Source organism: Clostridium akagii DSM 12554, assembly GCF_000686725.1.
GTDB lineage: Bacteria > Bacillota > Clostridia > Clostridiales > Clostridiaceae > Clostridium_I > Clostridium_I akagii.
Genome location: NZ_KK366008.1, coordinates 520,170 through 538,073 on the forward strand (window position 1 = coordinate 520,170; position 17,904 = coordinate 538,073).

Annotated in this window: 16 protein-coding genes; 4 read left to right on the plus strand and 12 right to left on the minus strand. The window is 30.4% G+C overall.

Annotated elements, in window-relative coordinates:
• The first annotated feature begins 39 nt into the window (after positions 1 to 39).
• The gene (locus BR66_RS0120930) at positions 40 to 1,875 is read left to right on the plus strand and encodes a glycosyltransferase (RefSeq protein ID WP_026884668.1); all 1,836 of its coding nucleotides are present in this window, start codon (positions 40 to 42) and stop codon (positions 1,873 to 1,875) included.
• 51 nt (positions 1,876 to 1,926) lie between these two features.
• Here BR66_RS0120930 and BR66_RS0120935 read toward each other — a convergent pair whose 3' ends face one another.
• Both BR66_RS0120935 and BR66_RS0120940 read right to left on the minus strand, forming a co-directional pair.
• On the minus strand, positions 1,927 to 3,819 hold the full coding sequence (locus tag BR66_RS0120935; protein ID WP_026884669.1) for a glycosyltransferase: 1,893 nt from the start codon (positions 3,817 to 3,819) through the stop codon (positions 1,927 to 1,929).
• A gap of 112 nt (positions 3,820 to 3,931) precedes the next feature.
• Positions 3,932 to 4,312 (minus strand): hypothetical protein, encoded by a 381-nt coding sequence (locus BR66_RS0120940; RefSeq protein WP_026884670.1) that lies wholly within the window; start codon positions 4,310 to 4,312, stop codon positions 3,932 to 3,934.
• Between the two features lie 190 nt (positions 4,313 to 4,502).
• Between BR66_RS0120940 and BR66_RS0120945 the strand changes: the two genes are divergently transcribed.
• Genes BR66_RS0120945 through BR66_RS0120955 form a run of 3 tightly spaced genes read left to right on the plus strand, consistent with a single transcriptional unit; the run spans position 4,503 to position 7,947 of the window.
• The gene (locus BR66_RS0120945) at positions 4,503 to 5,078 is read left to right on the plus strand and encodes a helix-turn-helix domain-containing protein (RefSeq protein WP_026884671.1); all 576 of its coding nucleotides are present in this window, start codon (positions 4,503 to 4,505) and stop codon (positions 5,076 to 5,078) included.
• Between the two features lie 7 nt (positions 5,079 to 5,085).
• Positions 5,086 to 6,147, plus strand: a complete 1,062-nt coding sequence (gene eutH / locus BR66_RS0120950; RefSeq protein WP_242841194.1) for an ethanolamine utilization protein EutH — start codon at positions 5,086 to 5,088, stop codon at positions 6,145 to 6,147.
• An 18-nt stretch (positions 6,148 to 6,165) separates the two neighbouring features.
• On the plus strand, positions 6,166 to 7,947 hold the full coding sequence (locus tag BR66_RS0120955; RefSeq protein WP_026884673.1) for an aminopeptidase P family protein: 1,782 nt from the start codon (positions 6,166 to 6,168) through the stop codon (positions 7,945 to 7,947).
• Positions 7,948 to 8,036: 89 nt separating this feature from the next.
• Here BR66_RS0120955 and BR66_RS24440 read toward each other — a convergent pair whose 3' ends face one another.
• From BR66_RS24440 to BR66_RS0121005, 10 genes are all read right to left on the minus strand, one after another.
• Positions 8,037 to 8,636 (minus strand): hypothetical protein, encoded by a 600-nt coding sequence (locus tag BR66_RS24440; RefSeq protein WP_051624333.1) that lies wholly within the window; start codon positions 8,634 to 8,636, stop codon positions 8,037 to 8,039.
• Between the two features lie 147 nt (positions 8,637 to 8,783).
• Positions 8,784 to 10,040, minus strand: coding sequence for a VanW family protein (locus BR66_RS0120965; protein WP_026884674.1), 1,257 nt, complete (start codon positions 10,038 to 10,040; stop codon positions 8,784 to 8,786).
• Between the two features lie 325 nt (positions 10,041 to 10,365).
• On the minus strand, positions 10,366 to 11,187 hold the full coding sequence (locus BR66_RS0120970) for a Cof-type HAD-IIB family hydrolase (protein ID WP_026884675.1): 822 nt from the start codon (positions 11,185 to 11,187) through the stop codon (positions 10,366 to 10,368).
• A 31-nt stretch (positions 11,188 to 11,218) separates the two neighbouring features.
• Complete coding sequence (locus tag BR66_RS0120975; RefSeq protein WP_341350084.1) at positions 11,219 to 12,073, minus strand: DeoR/GlpR family DNA-binding transcription regulator; 855 nt, start codon at positions 12,071 to 12,073, stop codon at positions 11,219 to 11,221.
• A gap of 121 nt (positions 12,074 to 12,194) precedes the next feature.
• Complete coding sequence (locus tag BR66_RS0120980; RefSeq protein ID WP_026884677.1) at positions 12,195 to 13,286, minus strand: cysteine peptidase family C39 domain-containing protein; 1,092 nt, start codon at positions 13,284 to 13,286, stop codon at positions 12,195 to 12,197.
• Between the two features lie 116 nt (positions 13,287 to 13,402).
• On the minus strand, positions 13,403 to 14,269 hold the full coding sequence (locus tag BR66_RS0120985) for a PTS system mannose/fructose/sorbose family transporter subunit IID (RefSeq protein WP_051624334.1): 867 nt from the start codon (positions 14,267 to 14,269) through the stop codon (positions 13,403 to 13,405).
• Positions 14,270 to 14,285: 16 nt separating this feature from the next.
• Positions 14,286 to 15,053 (minus strand): PTS mannose/fructose/sorbose transporter subunit IIC, encoded by a 768-nt coding sequence (locus tag BR66_RS0120990; RefSeq protein WP_026884679.1) that lies wholly within the window; start codon positions 15,051 to 15,053, stop codon positions 14,286 to 14,288.
• A gap of 165 nt (positions 15,054 to 15,218) precedes the next feature.
• Complete coding sequence (locus BR66_RS0120995; RefSeq protein ID WP_026884680.1) at positions 15,219 to 15,701, minus strand: PTS sugar transporter subunit IIB; 483 nt, start codon at positions 15,699 to 15,701, stop codon at positions 15,219 to 15,221.
• Positions 15,702 to 15,722: 21 nt separating this feature from the next.
• Positions 15,723 to 16,151 carry a PTS sugar transporter subunit IIA gene (locus tag BR66_RS0121000; protein ID WP_026884681.1) on the minus strand — a complete coding sequence of 143 codons (429 nt, stop codon included), beginning with the start codon at positions 16,149 to 16,151 and terminating at the stop codon, positions 15,723 to 15,725.
• A 274-nt stretch (positions 16,152 to 16,425) separates the two neighbouring features.
• On the minus strand, positions 16,426 to 17,904 hold a 1,479-nt coding region (locus BR66_RS0121005; protein ID WP_026884682.1), incomplete at its 5' end, for a PRD domain-containing protein.

Sequence of the window (17,904 nt, forward strand, 5' to 3'; positions counted from 1 at the left end):
TTTAAATTTATTTACTACAAGTAAAAAGGGGCGAACTATATGTTATATAATAGAATATCAGGATTGGTTAGTGTTGTAATAACTAACTATAATCATGTCGAATATATAGTAGATTGTCTTAACAGTATTAAAAATCAAACCTATAAGAATATTGAAATTATTATCGTTGATGATGCCTCTACAGATAACAGTGTTCAGGTTATTAATAATTGGATTGATACTAATAAGCACTGTTTACCAAAACAAAATTTAATAACCTTAACTTCACTTTCAAGAAATTCAGGTTTTGCAGCAGCTGTTAGTCTTGGTTTTTCTCTTTCTAAAGGACAATTTATTGCTTGTCAAGATTCGGATGATATATCACATCCTAAACGTATAGAAAAGCAAGTTGCATTTATAAAAGAAAATCCAGATGTTCATGTTATAGGCTCTAACTATTCAACTTTTGAAGATAATTGTTTTAATCTCACACCTCCCCTAAATTGGCTAAGTTATGGTGCTACTAATATAAAAGAGATATACTCAAAAGGTGGCCATTGTGTATGCTATGGAACCATTTTATTCTATGGAGAATTATTTGATAAATTTGGAGGTCTAACAAGAAGGCTTCCTGGAGCCGAGGATTATGAATTTATAACTAAGCTTCTTTCTACTGGAATCGACAATTTACCAGATGTATTATATTATTATCGTCATCATTCACAGCAGCGCTCACACAAATTTTATAGTAACAAATCTGAGAAAACTGATATTGAGCCTATTAAAGTGCTATTAACTATGGATAGTATGGGTATCGGAGGCACAGAAACTCATGTATTAACCTTAGCTACAGAATTAATAAGAGCTAAAATCAATGTAGTTATTCTAGCTAATAAAGGTGTTCTATATGATGCCTTTAACAAAATCGGTTGCACTATATATACTATGGAGTTTCCTTTAACTATAATTAGCTCTCAAGATATTAATGCATCAATATACAAAAATAGAATAGAACAAATTATTAGGAATGAAAATATTAATATTATACACGCTCATCAATCGCCTTCCGGTGCCTTATGTATTGATGTTGCAAAAAAGCTGAACATTCCTTGTGTTTTTACTGTTCACGGTCTATATTATCAAGATATAGCCTCTGATAAATTAAATAATTGTACCAAAGTAATAAGTGTAAGTGAACCTGTTTTTGATTGGCTTCACACCTTTAACATTCCATCAATAGTAATTCCAAATGGTATCGATTTTAACAGTTTCCATCCTATAAAAGCTAATAACATTCGTAACCAACTACATGTACCTGATGATGCTTTTGTAATTTTATATGCCAGTAGGATGGCTTGGGGAAAGATTAATGTTTGTGAAAACGTAATACGAGTGAGTAGTGATTTACGAAATAATAAAAAAATGAATATTCATGTTTTTATCGTTGGGGATGGTCCTGGCTTTAAGGACATTAAAGATGCTGCTGATAAAATCACTAGCCCTTCTAATAAAAAATTCATTCACCTTTTTGGTGAACAAACCGATATGCTAGATTTTTATTCAAATAGTGACTGCATAGTTGGTACTGGAAGAGTTGCCTTAGAATCAATGGCTTGTGGAAAGCCATTAATTGCCACCGGAAATCAGGGATATTTTGGCTTAGTAACTAGAGACAATTTTAGAGAAGCCTGCAGGATTTATTTTGCAGATCACAAGGCAATAAAACCAAATAATCAGGAATTTTTATATGATGATTTAAGCTATATTTACAATAATAAACAGGTAATAAAAAAGATAGGTGAAACAAGTACCGAATGGTCCAGACCCATCTTTGATATTAGCATAACCACCAATAAAATCATTAAGTTATATAAATCTGCTATAAATGATTTTTAGATAATAAAATGTAGACCTAACATCAGATATATTAATGTTGGGCCTTCTCTTTTAATTAATAATATCCTTATATAATCCTATTATTTCATCAGCAATCTTTCTAGCTTCAAATTTTTCTTTGCACCATTCCCTGCTCCATTTAGGTAATTTCAATGATTTTCCTATGGACTGAATTAAATATTCCATGCTAGCAGTAATATTTTTATTATAATTATCTACTTTGCCTTCATGATCTCCAAAGTACAGATTCCACATTTCCTCCTTATTTTCTTCTCCTACAATACCTGCATACCCTTTATTCCCTATTGCAATTACTAACCTTTCACAGCTTAGTGCCTCTAATACAACTCTTCCAGTTCCAATAATTATATCGCTTTCCAAGTAATATGATAGTACATCATACCTTGCCCCTATTACATGTACTGCTTTTCTATGCAGTGATAAGTTTAATTCCTTAGCTGCCCCAGTTATATTTTCCTTTCTTTCACCCTCTCCCAGTATAATTAAATATATATTATTAAGTTTAAGTGAAATCTCTTTGAAGCTTGATAAAACAGATTTGGCTATAGCACCCTTTCCCCATCCAAGTCTACTACAGTACAATATAACAATGGCATTTTTAGGAATGCCTAAATTTTGTCTAATGAATTTATGGTTTATGTTAGGTTTAAAAGTTTCAGTATCTATACCATTAGGAATTACTCTAAGAATTCCTTGAAATTCAGCTCCTGTATTTTCGGCAAAAAACTTCTTCACGGGACTACTGACAGCAATAATTGCTTTTGCTGCAATGCAACTAGACAGAAAAATTTCTTTTGAATAAAACATTCCATGTAGGGTTATAACATATGGAATATTATATTTATTATAAATTTCTCTGCCTAGGCTCATACTTTTATTTAAATGACAATGTAATAAATTAATACCTTCCATATCTATAAGGTATTTTATCTCTTCAATTGACTTAACTTCTACATTCATTGATATTCTAACAACCTTTATACCACACTGCCCAAATGCGTCTTCAAAAATCCCTCCGCTGCTTCCTATTACTACATATATCCCCTTTTCCATTAAAGCCTTGGCTAGATTAAAAACATAGGTTTCAGTGCCACCAATATTAAGCTCATCTACAAGCATTAATACTCGAAAAATACTAGACTTATTAATCATTATTTTTTTAGCCTTTACCTTTGCTAACTCATTACAAAACTCTCTATATCTTATATTATTCATTAAATTGGTATCATTTAAAAGATTTTTTCTATATTTTATACGCTGCATTTGATTAATATTATGATAAGCATTACTGTGCCTTCGGTAATAATAAAGAATATTCTCTATTTTTTCAATACCACTTTTCTTTAAAAGATTTAAGGCTAATTCTATTTCGTCTTCAAAATCAGTCTTTTTATATAACATATTAATATCTTTAAAAAGAGACTTACGAATCATTAGGGATGGAAAAATAATAGGATAGTTCCCTCCAAGTATAGCCTTATCTATATCTTCTTTAGTTTTATAAAAATTTTGAAGCCTATTAATATTTTCACATTGGTTTTTATACCTATAATCTTCAGTAAAGGCTTTTATGCCACATGATAAAATTCCAGCTTCCCTATGCTCCTTTAAATAACTTACCTGTAATTCTAAGCGCTTTGGCAAACTAATATCGTCTGGATCATGTCTAATTACATATTCCCCATGAGTTTTACTAATGCCCATTTCAAAGGCTTCAGGTATACTAATACTTTTTTCCAGCTTGATAAGCACAATCCTTTGATCACTAAATTTATTTACTATGTCTTGGATTTTTTTAATAGGACAACAGACTAAGATGAATAATTCCCAATTTTTATATGATTGTTTGAAAATACTATTAACACTTTCTTCAAAGTATTGCTCGGTAATAACTGGCATTATTAAACTTACTAAATCCTTCATATATTACACTTCCTTTAACCTAACATCTATTTTATTCAATTTCAAGAAAAGATCCAACCTTTTTAAGGGAGGATCTTTTTATTTCTAGAAATAGCTACAATAAATACTGTAGCTATTTTTTATTGCCGTTTCTATAGACCAATTGCTTGTAAAGCACTGTGTTGCCTTCGCTAATAATTCCAGCATTACTTATTCCAAATATATTAACTATAGTGTTGCATTCATGGATTATACTTAAACGCACCTCATAAAGCTTAATATCTAGACAATCTCCATATATGGACGAGGCTATTTCAATATCGCTGACTTTTCCTTCTTTAGGATCTAATTGTACAAGATCTTCCTTTATAAGGATGGGGGTACCATCACTCCAATCATAAACTCTATATTTGAGAAGTTCTGAATCTTTTCCAAGATTAACCCAAGTTATTCGTATGAAATTTGTAAGTTGATTCCTTGTTAAAACTCCAGTTGTATAATTAAAAAGCCACATAATATCACTCCCTTTTTTAAGAGTCACACAATATAATATGAATTAGCTCCTTGAAATGCTTTTAATATTTCATATTTTAGCAATGATCCAAATTGATATAATTTCACTTACAAATATTTTTTCATGTTCTATGTGCAATTATTTAAAATATGTTATATAATATTTACAATTAATATATTGAGGTGAAATTATGGATATAGGAATGAAAATCAAAAAATTGAGAGTGGAAAAAGGTATCACTTTAAAAGTATTAGGCACAAAAAGTGAACTATCTGTTGGATTTTTATCTCAATTAGAAAGAGGTTTAACCACAATAGCAGTTGATTCATTAGAAAGAATAGCTGAAATTTTAGATGTTCATCTAACTTATTTTTTTGATTATCCAGTTAAAAGAAAAGACAAAATATTACGAAGTTATGAGCAAGATATATTTGATATAGAAGAAGGTAGTAGCATCAATTATTGCTTAAGCACAAATTTAGAGGATAAACAGCTTATTCCAAGGCTAATAGAACTTTTACCTCAAAAAAGTAAAGAGGAAATAATCCCATATATGCATGAAGGAGAAGAGTTTGTTTATATATTAGAAGGTATATTAACAATTTATATAGATGGTGAAAGTTATGATGTTTATCCTGGTGATAGTATTCATATGAATTCAAATGTGACACATAATTGGGCTAATTACACTAATAAAAAAGTTAAGCTTCTAGCTGTTAATACTCCGAATAATTTCTACAACAAAAATAAAAATCAGCATGAATAAATTTATAATGTACGTAATTGGTGTATTTTTTATACTTGGAGGAATTGATTATATATTGGGTAGTCCCCTAAAGCTTGGTGGAAAGTTTGAGGAAGGAATAAAAACCATGGGTGCCTTAGGTCTTGGAATGATTGGAATATATTCCTTGTCACCTATACTTTCAACTTTATTATCTACTGCTATTATCCCCCTATGTAAATCACTCCATTTTGATCCTTCTGTGTTCACCTCTGCCTTTTTAGCTGTGGATATGGGGGGCTACAAAATAGCTATGAATTTAGCCTTAACTAGGAAAATGGGTCTGTTTTCAGGTGTCATTATAGCCTCAACTTTAGGTGCAACTATCAGTTTTACTATACCTGTTGCTCTTGGAATGATTTGTAAAGAAGATGAAAAATATTTTTCAAAAGGTGCCATGGTTGGTATAACTACAATCCCTATAGGTTGTTTTGTTGCAGGATTGTGGCAAAACATAAATTTAACTATATTATTATGGAATCTTACTCCTATTATTATTTTTTCCTTGCTTTGTGTAATAGGTTTACTAAAAATTCCAAATGTTTTGATGAAGGCTTTTAATATATTTGGAAAGATAATAATTGGATTAAGTGTTATTGGATTACTCCTTCAAGGCACAGAAGCCATATTTGGGGTTCAAATTGTTTTAGGTCTCGCACCTCTTTCTGAATCTACAGTAATAGTTGGAAAGATAGCCTTTGTTTTGGCTGGAGCCTACCCTATGCTTACCTTAATAAATCGTATTTTCGAAAAAAGTTTTGAAAAAATCGGTGAAAAATTTGGAATAAACTCAGTATCAGTTACAGGAATTTTAGGAAATTTGGCTAGTAATCTATTGATATTTGGAACATATAAAAAAATGGACCCTAAGGGTAAAATTGTTTGTACTGCTTTTGCTATAAGTGGAGCTTTTGTATTTGGTGGCCAGTTTGGTTTTGTATCAGGAATAGCCCCTGAAATGTTAGGACCGTTTATTATATCTAAATTTACAGCTGGAATAATTAGTATTTTATTAGCTGCTTGGCTATATGAACGTGAATATAAATTATAAAACACGGAGGAAAAAATTATGATGATTAAAGAAAAAATTGAAAAGCTAAGGCAATTAATGAAGGAAAACAAAATTGATGCCTATGTAATTCCAAGTTTTGATGCACATCAAAGTGAATACGTAGCATATCACTGGAAATCTAGAGAATGGGTATCTGGGTTTACAGGTTCAGCAGGTACTGTAGTTATTACTTTACATGATGCTGGATTATGGACGGATGGCAGATACTACATTCAAGCAGAAAAACAACTCCAAGATTCTGGTATTAGATTATTTAGAATGGCAGATGTGGGTACCCCTTCTTACACTGATTGGTTAAATGATGTTCTTAATGAAGGAAGTTCCGTGGGTTTTGACGGAAGTGTATTTTCAGTAGATATGGTTAATAGTCTAAAGATGGCATTTAAATCCAAGAAAATAGCAATAAAAATGGACAAAGATTTAATTGATTTATTATGGCATGATAGACCAGCTATACCCACAAATGCTATGTTTGTACATGACGTAAAATATGCAGGTATTAGTCGAACAGAGAAATTTAATATAATAAGAAAGGAAATGAATAAGAAAGGTGCTAACTATTATTTATTAACTTCCTTAGATGACATTGCTTGGCTTTTGAATATAAGAGGTTCTGATGTCCCTAACAACCCTGTTGTAATATGTAACGTAATATTATCATTGGATAAATGTTATTTATTTATTGATTCTTCAAAGGTACCTAATTCCGTACGCCTTGAATTACAATCTGATAAAGTTGAGTTTAAATCTTATACTGACGTGCAACAATTTCTAAAAAGTATGGCAAGTAGTGATAAAATCATGTTTGATCCTAATATGACTAATGCTTTATTGTATAATTCCATTAATATTAATGTTACAAAATTGCAGATATCTAATATTACTCTTAATTTAAAGGCTGTAAAAAACAAAACCGAAATAGCAAATTTGAAATGCTGTGAACTTAGTGATGGCGTTGCCATGGTGAAATTTATAAAATGGCTTAAAACCTCTATTAATGAAGAACATATTACAGAACTTTCTGCAAGTGATAAACTCCAGCAGCTTAGAAAAAAAGATGAACTTTGTGTTGGGCTTAGTTTTGATACAATAGCTGGATACAAAGAACATGCTGCTATGATGCACTATATACCAAAGATAGAAACCACCTCTACTTTAGAAAATCGTGGTCTTTTCTTAGTGGATTCAGGCGGTCAATACTTTAATGGCACAACAGATATTACAAGAACCATAGTACTTGGAAATCTCACTGAAGAAGAAAAGTCAGATTTTACTTTGGTGCTTAAGAGCCATATTGCTTTGGCCACTGCTAAATTTCTATATGGAGCAACAGGCTCTAATTTGGATGTAATAGCTAGGCAGCCTATTTGGAAATACGGCTTAGACTACAAATGCGGAACAGGTCATGGCGTAGGATTTTTCTTAAATGTTCATGAAGGACCTCAAAGACTAAGTCAAGTACCTAATGATATAAAAATAGAAGAAGGCATGATTCTTACTAATGAACCTGGCATATACAAAGAAGGAAAACATGGCGTTAGAACTGAAAATATGATGATAGTCGTTAATGATGAAAAAACAGAGTTTGGTCAATTTATGAAATTCGAAACAATTACCTATTGTCCTATAGATTTAGATGGAATTAATAAGAATATGCTCACAGAAAGCGAACTGGAATGGCTATATACATATAATAAAAATGTATTTACAAAACTTTCTCCTTATTTAAATCATGAAGAAAGATCATGGCTAAACGCCGAAATAATGGGTGATAATTAATTCTAACTTTATATATAAAATACCGTAAAATTCGATAACGTCCATAAATTTGTGTACCAATTCACTAAAGTTTAGTTTTAAATAATTCGCTATCCATGAAAATAACCTGTTCTTGCTGAAACTACAACGAAAGGTACTTCTGACCCTTCTTGATTAATATATGTTTGGTATAAGAAATCACTTAAATGTACAAATTTAACAACTGTTACTTTTGGGCCATATTGATCATTTAAATCTTCTTTAAATAACTCTTGCCAGTTATTTTGAATAGGTGCATTAAAAGTAATATATTTTGCAAAATCCTTTATATTTATATTACTTGGATTACCTTCAGTAGTAGTATATTGCTTATATAAATTCGCAATATCAACCTGTTCTAGGAATCTTTTGCTCCAGTTTAGTCGTTCTGCTGATGATAGATTATTTTGACCATTCAGAATATAGTCTTTAACTTTTACAACTGTATCATTTACTGTATTACTATTAGAAATTTCAGCTTGAGCAGTATTGCTAGCTACATTGCTACTATTATAGGAGGCCTTAGCAATACTGCTTACTTCATTACTTTTTTCAGAAGAAGGCTGAGTTTGAGGAGAATTGCTAACTGCAGTAGATTTATATTCGTAAAAATATATTGCACATAAGATAGTAACTACTAACAATATTGGTACTAAATATTTTCGTTTCATATACAAACCTCCTTTATAGTTATATAATAGCATGATCATAAATTTAATAAAAACACATTCAATATATTTCACTTTATATGGTTACAGATTCATGTTTTAAAAATTTCCTTATACTATAGTTTTTTTATACGAATCTTTGTCATATCACTAGTTATTGTAAGTATCGTTTACTATTAAATCATTGCTTACCATTGCTCCATTTTGATAAGTTTGTAGATAAACTTTAACATTCTTACCATCAGATGAAACATCACTAGATAATTTATAAGTTTTGCTAAGTGAACTCACATCTGAATAAATATTAAAGGTCTCATTTCCATTAGCTGAACCTGCTTCAATGTATATCGGAAAATTAAGAGTATTTTTAAATTGATAATCCAAATTGTCAAAACTAACTGTAGCATCATATCCCAGTGGTACGTATGTTGAAGGAATAGAATGATGCATCCTTACTGTGGATTTAATTCCTGCACGTATTACTGAATTATAAAGTGTTGTTGAGACTTGACAAATTCCGCCTCCAAGTCCCATACTCGTTGCATTACCTATATCCACTGGTGCTGACTGATATCCCTTTGCTTCTGTTCTTTCACCAACTACTCCATTAAAACTAAAAGTTTCACCAGGCATTAACACTAGTCCATTGATTGCCCTAGTTGCCAATTGAATATTATTTGCTCTTCCTGGAGATGATATAGGCCCATAGATAGTACTATAAGTAGATATTAGTGTATTAATGCCTTGAAGTTTTTCCTTTGTCTTACTAGCTTTTAATGTTTCTATATTGGCTTGTACCGTAGTATCTTGACTAATTTCCCCATTAATTGATGCTATAATGTTAGTCTTCAGTTCCCCATCCTTTAATTTATATCCATCTTTATCCGGTTTAACTGCAAACTGTGCTACACCCATGGCTCCAGTTTTTTGAATAGCTCCATTTTTAGGCTCACTGTTCACGTCTAGCTTTATTCTATTGATCACATCATCTATATGTTTGGGATTATATGTAAACGGTAATTTCATAGGTTTTATTACTGGATCTTTTATCAGTTTGTATTTATCAATGATGTTTTTGTCTTTTGCATAGTTAAATGCCTCATTAACTACTTTATCAATATCATATTTTAAGTTCAGTTCTGAATAATTAATTGTATAGATTTTATCATTAACTTTAACATTTATTTTTTTATTATCTATAGGTTTTTGGTACTTATTTTCAAGGATCTCCTTAGCTTGCTTTATTGTTTCTCCTGACATGTCCATCCCATTTATTTTTACAGTAGGATAAATATACCCATCAAAGTTTTTTACTTTTGAATATACTTTATACATATAAATAGAAATTCCTAAAACTATTATTATTAAGCATATTAAAAATGTTATTATTACATTTTTCTTCTTCATCAATTAGCCCTCGCACTTTTTTTATAATTATTATACCATGTAATTATACATATTAATCATAATTATGATTATGTTGTTTTTATTGATATTAAATCCATATTTTTTACTATAATCCTTAAACAATCCAAATATACTATGTATTTGGATTAACTATTTTCTAGGGCGTAAACTGAAAATGGGATGTTACACTAAGAAATTAGTGTGACAGTTTCTTTATGCAAAAACCAATTCCCTAGCTAAAAAAAGTTAGGGAATTGGTTTAAAATATATTTATGATATTAAACAATTTAACACAGAATATTCTTATTTCACGATTTAGCTTTATTTACATAATTTCCTTGCAAAAATATTTTTTTATTGCGGCTGCTACTCCATTCTCATCATTAGTTAAAGTCACATCATCAGCATATTTTTTTACTTTTTCAGGAGCATTCCCCATAGCAATACCAACCCCAGCGTACTGTATCATATCAATATCATTGTAATTATCACCTATGGCAATTATTTCTGATTTTATTATGTTTAATTTTTGGGATAAACATTCAATTGCAGTTGTTTTAGAAGACGACTTTGGCATTATTTCTAGGTATGTTGGCTTAGATGGATATATATTTATGTACTCTGATAACCTACTTGAAATATCTTTGTCTAAACCATTTATTTTGTCCATTTCAGACATACATAAAATTTTATTTGGCCCATCATTATTTTCTTCCCATTTTTGTATTGTTTTCTTTAAATTTGTTATTTTTGGAGTGATAGCGGTTATTTCACTTTCTTGCTTAGACCAGTAATCTTCACTTTCTATATACCACTCATCATTTTTATATAAACTTATGTGTATGTTCATCTTTTGGGCTGAATCATATACCAATCTTGTAGTATGAGCTGGAATATATTTATTTAATAAAGTATTAGCATCTTTATCTCTGATTAAAGAACCACTATAACAAATTATAGGCTCTTCTATGCCTAATTCCTCTTGTAAATACAATATTCCCTTTGGCATTCTTGCTGAAACCAATACTACGATTACTCCTTCATTTGCAACAATATTTATAATTTTTTTTGTTTCTTCACAAATTTTGTGCTTAGAGTTAAGTAGTGTTCCATCAATATCCAAACATAACATCTTATATTTCCCCATAATAAAATTCCCCCTAAAATGTTTTAATATATTAAATAATTAGTAGCTCAATATTTTCCTTTTTTATAATTTCAATAAATTGTGCCGGAGGCGCAACATCCGTTATAATAGTATCTATATTTTTAAAGCTTACACCTCTATAATAACTTGAACATATAAATTTTTCATGGTCTGCCAGTACAATATTTCTTTTAGACTGCTTAACCACTGCCTGCTTTATATAAGCATCTTCTTCATCTTCGTAATATATTCCATCACTCATTATGGCTGCGGCACCTAGAAAAGTAGCATCAAAACGCATTCCATCAAAATAATTTTGAAAATTCGGTTTATAAAAGAAACGATTTTTTTTATTCAAATACCCTCCGAGAGATATTACATTTATATCTTCTTTATCTGAAATCATCTCAATATTATCAAGTGAATGGGTAGCAATAGTAACTTTTTCATTTAAATATTCTGCCATAAAACTTACTGTTGTTGATACGTCAAAAAAATAATGCCCACCTTCATCAATAAAACTGAGCGCCTTTTGTGCTATGTTTTTTTTCTCTTCTGAATATGATTCAAGTCGTTCTCTGTATGCTTTCATTGTATTTTTAATAACTGGAAGACTAATGCCTCCATGAGTACGAATTGCAACTCCTTGCTCCGTTAGCTTTATAATGTCTCTTCTTGCTGTGTCTCGTGATACATTACTCATTTCACAAATATTTTGTACAGAGATACTATTATGTTCATTTAAATATTCTAATATTTTAATAAGTCTTCCTTCTTGATACATAAAATCACCTCCATGTACATTATAGTGCTTTATAAGTTCATAGTCAACGTTTTTAAGTATTTCTAATGTTTGACGTATAATTATACAAGAAGAATCACGCATAGAATCACCTCAATACTTATATATTAAGCATATATAAGTATAAAATCAAGTATTTTAAGTAAATATATTTATAACCTAAAAATATTTAATGCTAAGAGATAATTTTAATAGTAGATTTAATCTAATTAGAAGCCTTTTCTAATATCCTACCAATTTGCTCTTCTAATTGTGAATTTTCAAATAAAATCCTGCTTACTTCATTTATATTTGCTTCATTTATTTCTATTTTAATGATTTTTAATGCTTGGTTATATTTTTCGCTTACAACTTTAAACAAGTTAGCTACTTGTTTTAAGTCATTATCATCTTTAAAATATTCTTCAAAGAATTTAGCATTATCGCTTCGTGAATATGCTAATACTTCAAGAGGCCACTGGTAACTAAAAGTTTTTGTTTCTTTAATGTGTTTTGCAAGCTCAGATATAGCAATTGATCCTGAAGCAGTTCTAGGAGAAGCTTCTCCAATAAGATTTCTTGCATTTGTTTTAATCACATCTTTAATTTGCTGATTTTTTTCACTAGCTTTGAAGACACTAAAACCATATTTCCATGGTTTTTTAAACTTTGTATTCAGTTTCTTTGTTGCATCAACTAATTTTTTTACTGAAACATACTTTTTCTTTTCATTATTAATTCCAAAGGTTTCATAATAACAGAATTCATTCTTGTTGTATCCTACTATAAGCTCGCTAATTGAATAAAAACTATTTTTTCCCAGAAGCGTAGCCATATCCAATTGTACTAATACAGGCTGCCCTTGTGAAATGTAATACTTTATTGCATCTACAAATACTTTAGAACTGTTTGTTGTACGATAATCCATATTCAAGCCCAAAAATGGTGCACAGATTTTCGAACAAACAGTCGGTTCTAGAAATGGTACAAAGCTTTTATTTTTCCTATTAAAACTTACTCCGTAAGTATAACCCATAAGAAAATTGATATTATCTATGGATATATTTGTGTCAGTATTAATTTTGTCATTTATCATTTTAATTGCAGCCGCTTCTTGATATTGTTTTTCACTTGATACGCTAAAAAATCCCTCCAGAATATATTTTTCAGAATATTTTCGCATTTCACCGAATCTTATTTCCTTAGGACTATATGCTTGATCATAATATTTTTTTTGATAGAAATTAAAAATCATGAAAAACAAATATATAATTAGTGCTATTACTACTACAATGATTGACATAATATTAGTTATCATAGATTGCATCTCCCTTATGTGTGAGTGAAATAATATAAGTTAAGGTTATCCCTTATTTAAGAGGTAACCTTAACCTATATAAAAAAACATTATCTGACTTTTCTTTTTTTATTAAATTATTTTAAGAATCCACCCATGTATCCTACTATTCCTAAAGCAAACATTGCGAATATTATTGCAATAGCGCTAACTTTTTTCTTTAACAATTTCATACATAAGAAAGTTAATAACAATGGAAGCAACCCTGGAATTAAGGAATCTAAAATAGTTTGAACAGTTGTAATAACAACTTTACCATCAGCACCCTTAACTGTTGAAATAACCAATGGTACATTAATACTTGTCCATTTACAAACTAATGCTCCCATTATGAACAATCCTACTATTGAAGCACCTTCCGTTATTTTCTGTAGCGTATTTCCTGATGCTTCTGAAACAATTTCTGTTCCTTTTTCATAACCGAGTTTAATACCATACCATAATGTTAATATCCTAATAATATTGAATGGTATAAAGAATATTAATGGCCCTATAATGCTTCCAGTAGCAGCAATTGATGCTCCTAGTGCTCCTAAAATCGGTCTTAGTGTTCCCTGGAATACAGGGTCACCTACTCCAGCAAGTGGTCCAATAAGTCCAATCTTTACACCACTAATAGTTGCATCATCAAGTGGTGCTCCATTTGACCTTTCTTGTTCCATTGCTGCTGTAACACCCATAATAGGTGCAGCCATATATGGTTCAGTATTAAAGAATTCCAAATGTCTTTTTAATGCTGCTGATTGATCTTCTTTAGTTTTATAAAGTCTCTTTATAGCTGGAATCATAGTTACACAAAAACCTATACTTTGCATTCTTTCAAAGTTAAATGATCCTAATAAGAACCATGAACGCCAAAACATACTTCTTAAATCACCTTTGGTTAATTTATTATCACTTTGTTCCAATGATACTCCCGCTTTAGTTACATTAATCTCACTCATATTCCATCCCCCTTTCTTACAAATCGTCTAATTCATCATGAACTTGGACTAAGCTATATTTCGGATTCAATTGAATATAGAATACTGCTGCACACAGACCAATTATACCGAACCCAACAAGAGTAAATGTTGTAAATGCTGCTATTGAAAATCCAACAAAGAAGAAAGGCATTAAGTACTTTGCTTCCATCATGTTAATTACCATAGCATAACCAACAACAACTATCATTCCGCCAGCAATCTGTAGTCCTCTTGTTACAGGTACAGGTATTTTTGCTAGCATTGACTGAACACCACTAGTACCTGCAATTGCTGCTACTAGTGCAGCTGGTATAGCTATACGTAGTCCTTGCAATAGCATTGCTACAATGTGAGCTGTTTCTATACCTCTAAAGTTAGCATTTTCAGCATATTTATCTGCAAGATGTTGAAAAAATACTGCTATAGTTCTAACAAATATTGTTAAAACCTGTCCTGCTGCCGCGATTGGAATAGCAACTGCTATACCTGATGTAATTGATTGATGACCTGATATAACCAATATTGTTGCTACAACACTAGCAAGTGCACTATCTGGTCCCATAGCTGCTCCAACATTCATCCAACCTAGGGCTAGGAGCTCTAACGTACCACCTAAAATAATTCCCGTTCTCATATCTCCAAGTACAATTCCAACTAATGTGCAGGCAATTATTGGCCTGTGTGTTTGCATACAATCAAGTACGCTTCCCATCCCTGTTATCATAGCGACAACAATTACTAAAATAAATTGAATCGTAGTCATGTGTAATCCCCCTTTATTAGTTACTCTTGCTTGCAATTATCTAAACCTTTACAGGATAAAAATAATATACTCCACAAGCTATATCAAAAAGATTTATTCCATATATAAAATCCAGAAATTACTATTCTGAATTCTATATATATCAAAATACTTTTATGATCAAATTTATAAATCCTTTATTTTACTCATTACATCCACTTTTGAATCCGTTGCAATTTTTCTTAGCTCAAGCTCAATTCCCAGTTCATTCATTTTCTTTAAGGCATCAATATCCTCTTGTCCAAGCGATACGGCACTACTAATTTGGGTTCTTCCTGTTTTAAAACACATTCCTCCAAGATTTACGGATTTAATTTTCATACCACCTTGAACAAGTCTTAATACGTCTTCTGGCTTTGGACATAATATTAGTGCTTTAAAAGAATCATATTTGGGATTCTTATAAACTTCAAGAGCCTTATCAATAGGTAATACATAAGCTTTTACTCCTGGAGGTGCAACTTTTAAAAGTAATGTTTTTCTCAAAGTATCCTTAGAAACCTCATCGCTACACACAAATATTCTATTACATTTTGATTCTTTTACCCAAACAGTAGCAACCTGCCCATGTATTAATCTGTCATCAATTCTCACAAAATTTATATCCATTTTAAATTCCTCCGTTTATTATTATAATATTTCTTCATCTTCTTGCTCTGAAAGAACATCCTTTAATGATTTTATTCCTTCATTTCCTGCTTGTTTAGCTGTATTCACTAACTCTTTAATGCTAGAAAAACTTCTAGCTCCGTACACCTCAAGTAACATTGGTAAATTAATACCAGTAACAATATCGATATTTTCATTTTCGCTTTCTGTTACTACTCTACTTGCTGCATTAAATGGACTTCCTCCAAATAAATCTACTAAAAAAAGTACACCTTCTTTGCAATCCATTTTTTCTAATTTTGTTTTATATTTTACTACAAGATCCTCCGGTCCCTCACCTGTCTCAAATGTAACTGATGAAACATTTTCTTGCTTTCCAAATATCATTTCTGCTGATCTAAGTATTTGCTCTGAAAAACTTCCATGAGTTCCAATAATAATAGCTACCATCTTTACACCTCCAAAGTTCCTAACATCATGTTGTCTCACTCTTATATATAGCAATTACCGTGCCAAGTCAGTATATAAAAAATTACCTTTCATTCTATCACTGTTAAATAGCGGTTTATCACATAATAAAAATATTAATTTAAAACAATTTATACACTCGAATTTTTTTTATATACTTTATTTTTTTTTTATACACTTAGCTACTTAAATTTCATTGTAAATTATACAGAACGTTTGTAAACTTATACACTGTACTCTGTTATTGCAATTTTCATTAAATCATTTCCGATAAATGATATATCTCTCCATCTGTTAATGTAATATTTATAGTTTTTTTAAATATCTTACTTGCCTCTTTAATCACATTAACTTTGATATTATCTAGTTTTCCTTGATCTCCCTTATACTCCAATCCATCATTAATAACCATACGTTCAAGAGCGCAACCCAAATGCACCATTATTCTTATTCTAGTTGCATTGTTAAAACTAACATTGGTTTTTTCTTCTAATTTATCTATAAAATCATACAATATATCTATTATTTTCGCTGGATTCAAATAAGTTAAAAATTGAATCAAACTATCCTCACATAAGTCCTTGGCAACCACATTTCCATGTTTTATTTGTACAGGAAAATTATTTCGTTTGATTATACCCATTAATGCATCTTCCCCTTGTTCACTAATTAACTCTTCCAGTGAGATAAATGGTGCATCAATTTTAGGATTTTCAATACCTACTGAAGCAATTATATTGTATTTCTGATTAATATTTCTTATACTATTGTTTATATCCATCACACTTATAGGAAAGATTTCAATTTCATCTTCTGTAGTATTTAAAACGATATTTTCAACCAATTCTTTCAGTTTAATTGCGGTTCCTTCTCCTGTAGCACATATTGTAACAATGGCATCATTTTTACTAGCATCATTGTTATTTTTTTCTTCTTCAAAATTACTATAACCTTTAAAATCCTTTAGTGAACTATATATACTTTCTAAATCCATATCCAAAATTGTTGCTTTTCTTATTGCTTCTAGCACTAAAGAGGTTGTAACCATATCCAGCGTTTTCACCTTTTTATCTGTTTTTTCCATTATTATAGACTCAAAACTGGTAAGAGAGCCCATATCAACAAGTAGTAGAACACCTTTTCCCATATCTATTTCTCTAGCCTTTTCAATAATTTCGTTTAAAGTTCTAGTGGGACTAACTTCTAATGGCATATCTATTGCTTCGATTACACCCTCCCCTAGAAGCTGTTTTGCCACATTAACCATACTGCTTGCTGTACTACTTCCATGTGCCGCTACAATTATTGCCACATGCTCATTTGTTTGTTCCTCCGTAATAGAACTGATTAACAATGTAAGATATATAACTTCAATTTTGGGAACAACCACATTATATTTTTTTTCAACCATGCCCTTTACGTCTACTGCAATATTGAATTCCTCATGCTTATCATTTATAATACCTTCTATATTTGTATACTTAAGATTTTGATGATTACTTAATCTGTTTAAAAATGAACTTAAATGTAGACTTAATGCATATAAAAATCTATCAGTTAGTGTTTTATCAAGTTTTTTTTCAATCATGTCCATTATTTCTTCTGAAAATTCAAGAATGTCCTCATCTACTATTTTTAATATTTTACTTCTACCATCCTCATCATTTTTAACCTTGTTATAAAAGGATTTAATATGAACATTAATATCAGTTGTAATAAAATTGTTTATATACTC

What these genes read in the sequence shown, in the direction of transcription:
- BR66_RS24440 (WP_051624333.1), bottom strand. Translation starts at nt 8,636, where the DNA reads ATGAAACGAAAATATTTAGTACCAATATTGTTAGTAGTTACTATCTTA.
- BR66_RS0120965 (WP_026884674.1), bottom strand. Translation starts at nt 10,040, where the DNA reads ATGAAGAAGAAAAATGTAATAATAACATTTTTAATATGCTTAATAATA.
- BR66_RS0120980 (WP_026884677.1), bottom strand. Translation starts at nt 13,286, where the DNA reads ATGATAACTAATATTATGTCAATCATTGTAGTAGTAATAGCACTAATT.
- BR66_RS0121000 (WP_026884681.1), bottom strand. Translation starts at nt 16,151, where the DNA reads ATGGTAGCTATTATTATTGGAACTCATGGAAGTTTTTCAGAGCAAATA.
- BR66_RS0120940 (WP_026884670.1), bottom strand. Translation starts at nt 4,312, where the DNA reads ATGTGGCTTTTTAATTATACAACTGGAGTTTTAACAAGGAATCAACTT.
- BR66_RS0120945 (WP_026884671.1), top strand. Translation starts at nt 4,503, where the DNA reads ATGGATATAGGAATGAAAATCAAAAAATTGAGAGTGGAAAAAGGTATC.
- BR66_RS0120990 (WP_026884679.1), bottom strand. Translation starts at nt 15,053, where the DNA reads ATGACTACGATTCAATTTATTTTAGTAATTGTTGTCGCTATGATAACA.
- BR66_RS0120975 (WP_341350084.1), bottom strand. Translation starts at nt 12,073, where the DNA reads ATGCGTGATTCTTCTTGTATAATTATACGTCAAACATTAGAAATACTT.
- BR66_RS0120985 (WP_051624334.1), bottom strand. Translation starts at nt 14,269, where the DNA reads ATGAGTGAGATTAATGTAACTAAAGCGGGAGTATCATTGGAACAAAGT.
- BR66_RS0120995 (WP_026884680.1), bottom strand. Translation starts at nt 15,701, where the DNA reads ATGGATATAAATTTTGTGAGAATTGATGACAGATTAATACATGGGCAG.
- BR66_RS0120970 (WP_026884675.1), bottom strand. Translation starts at nt 11,187, where the DNA reads ATGGGGAAATATAAGATGTTATGTTTGGATATTGATGGAACACTACTT.
- eutH (WP_242841194.1), top strand. Translation starts at nt 5,086, where the DNA reads ATGTACGTAATTGGTGTATTTTTTATACTTGGAGGAATTGATTATATA.
- BR66_RS0120935 (WP_026884669.1), bottom strand. Translation starts at nt 3,819, where the DNA reads ATGAAGGATTTAGTAAGTTTAATAATGCCAGTTATTACCGAGCAATAC.
- BR66_RS0120930 (WP_026884668.1), top strand. Translation starts at nt 40, where the DNA reads ATGTTATATAATAGAATATCAGGATTGGTTAGTGTTGTAATAACTAAC.
- BR66_RS0120955 (WP_026884673.1), top strand. Translation starts at nt 6,166, where the DNA reads ATGATGATTAAAGAAAAAATTGAAAAGCTAAGGCAATTAATGAAGGAA.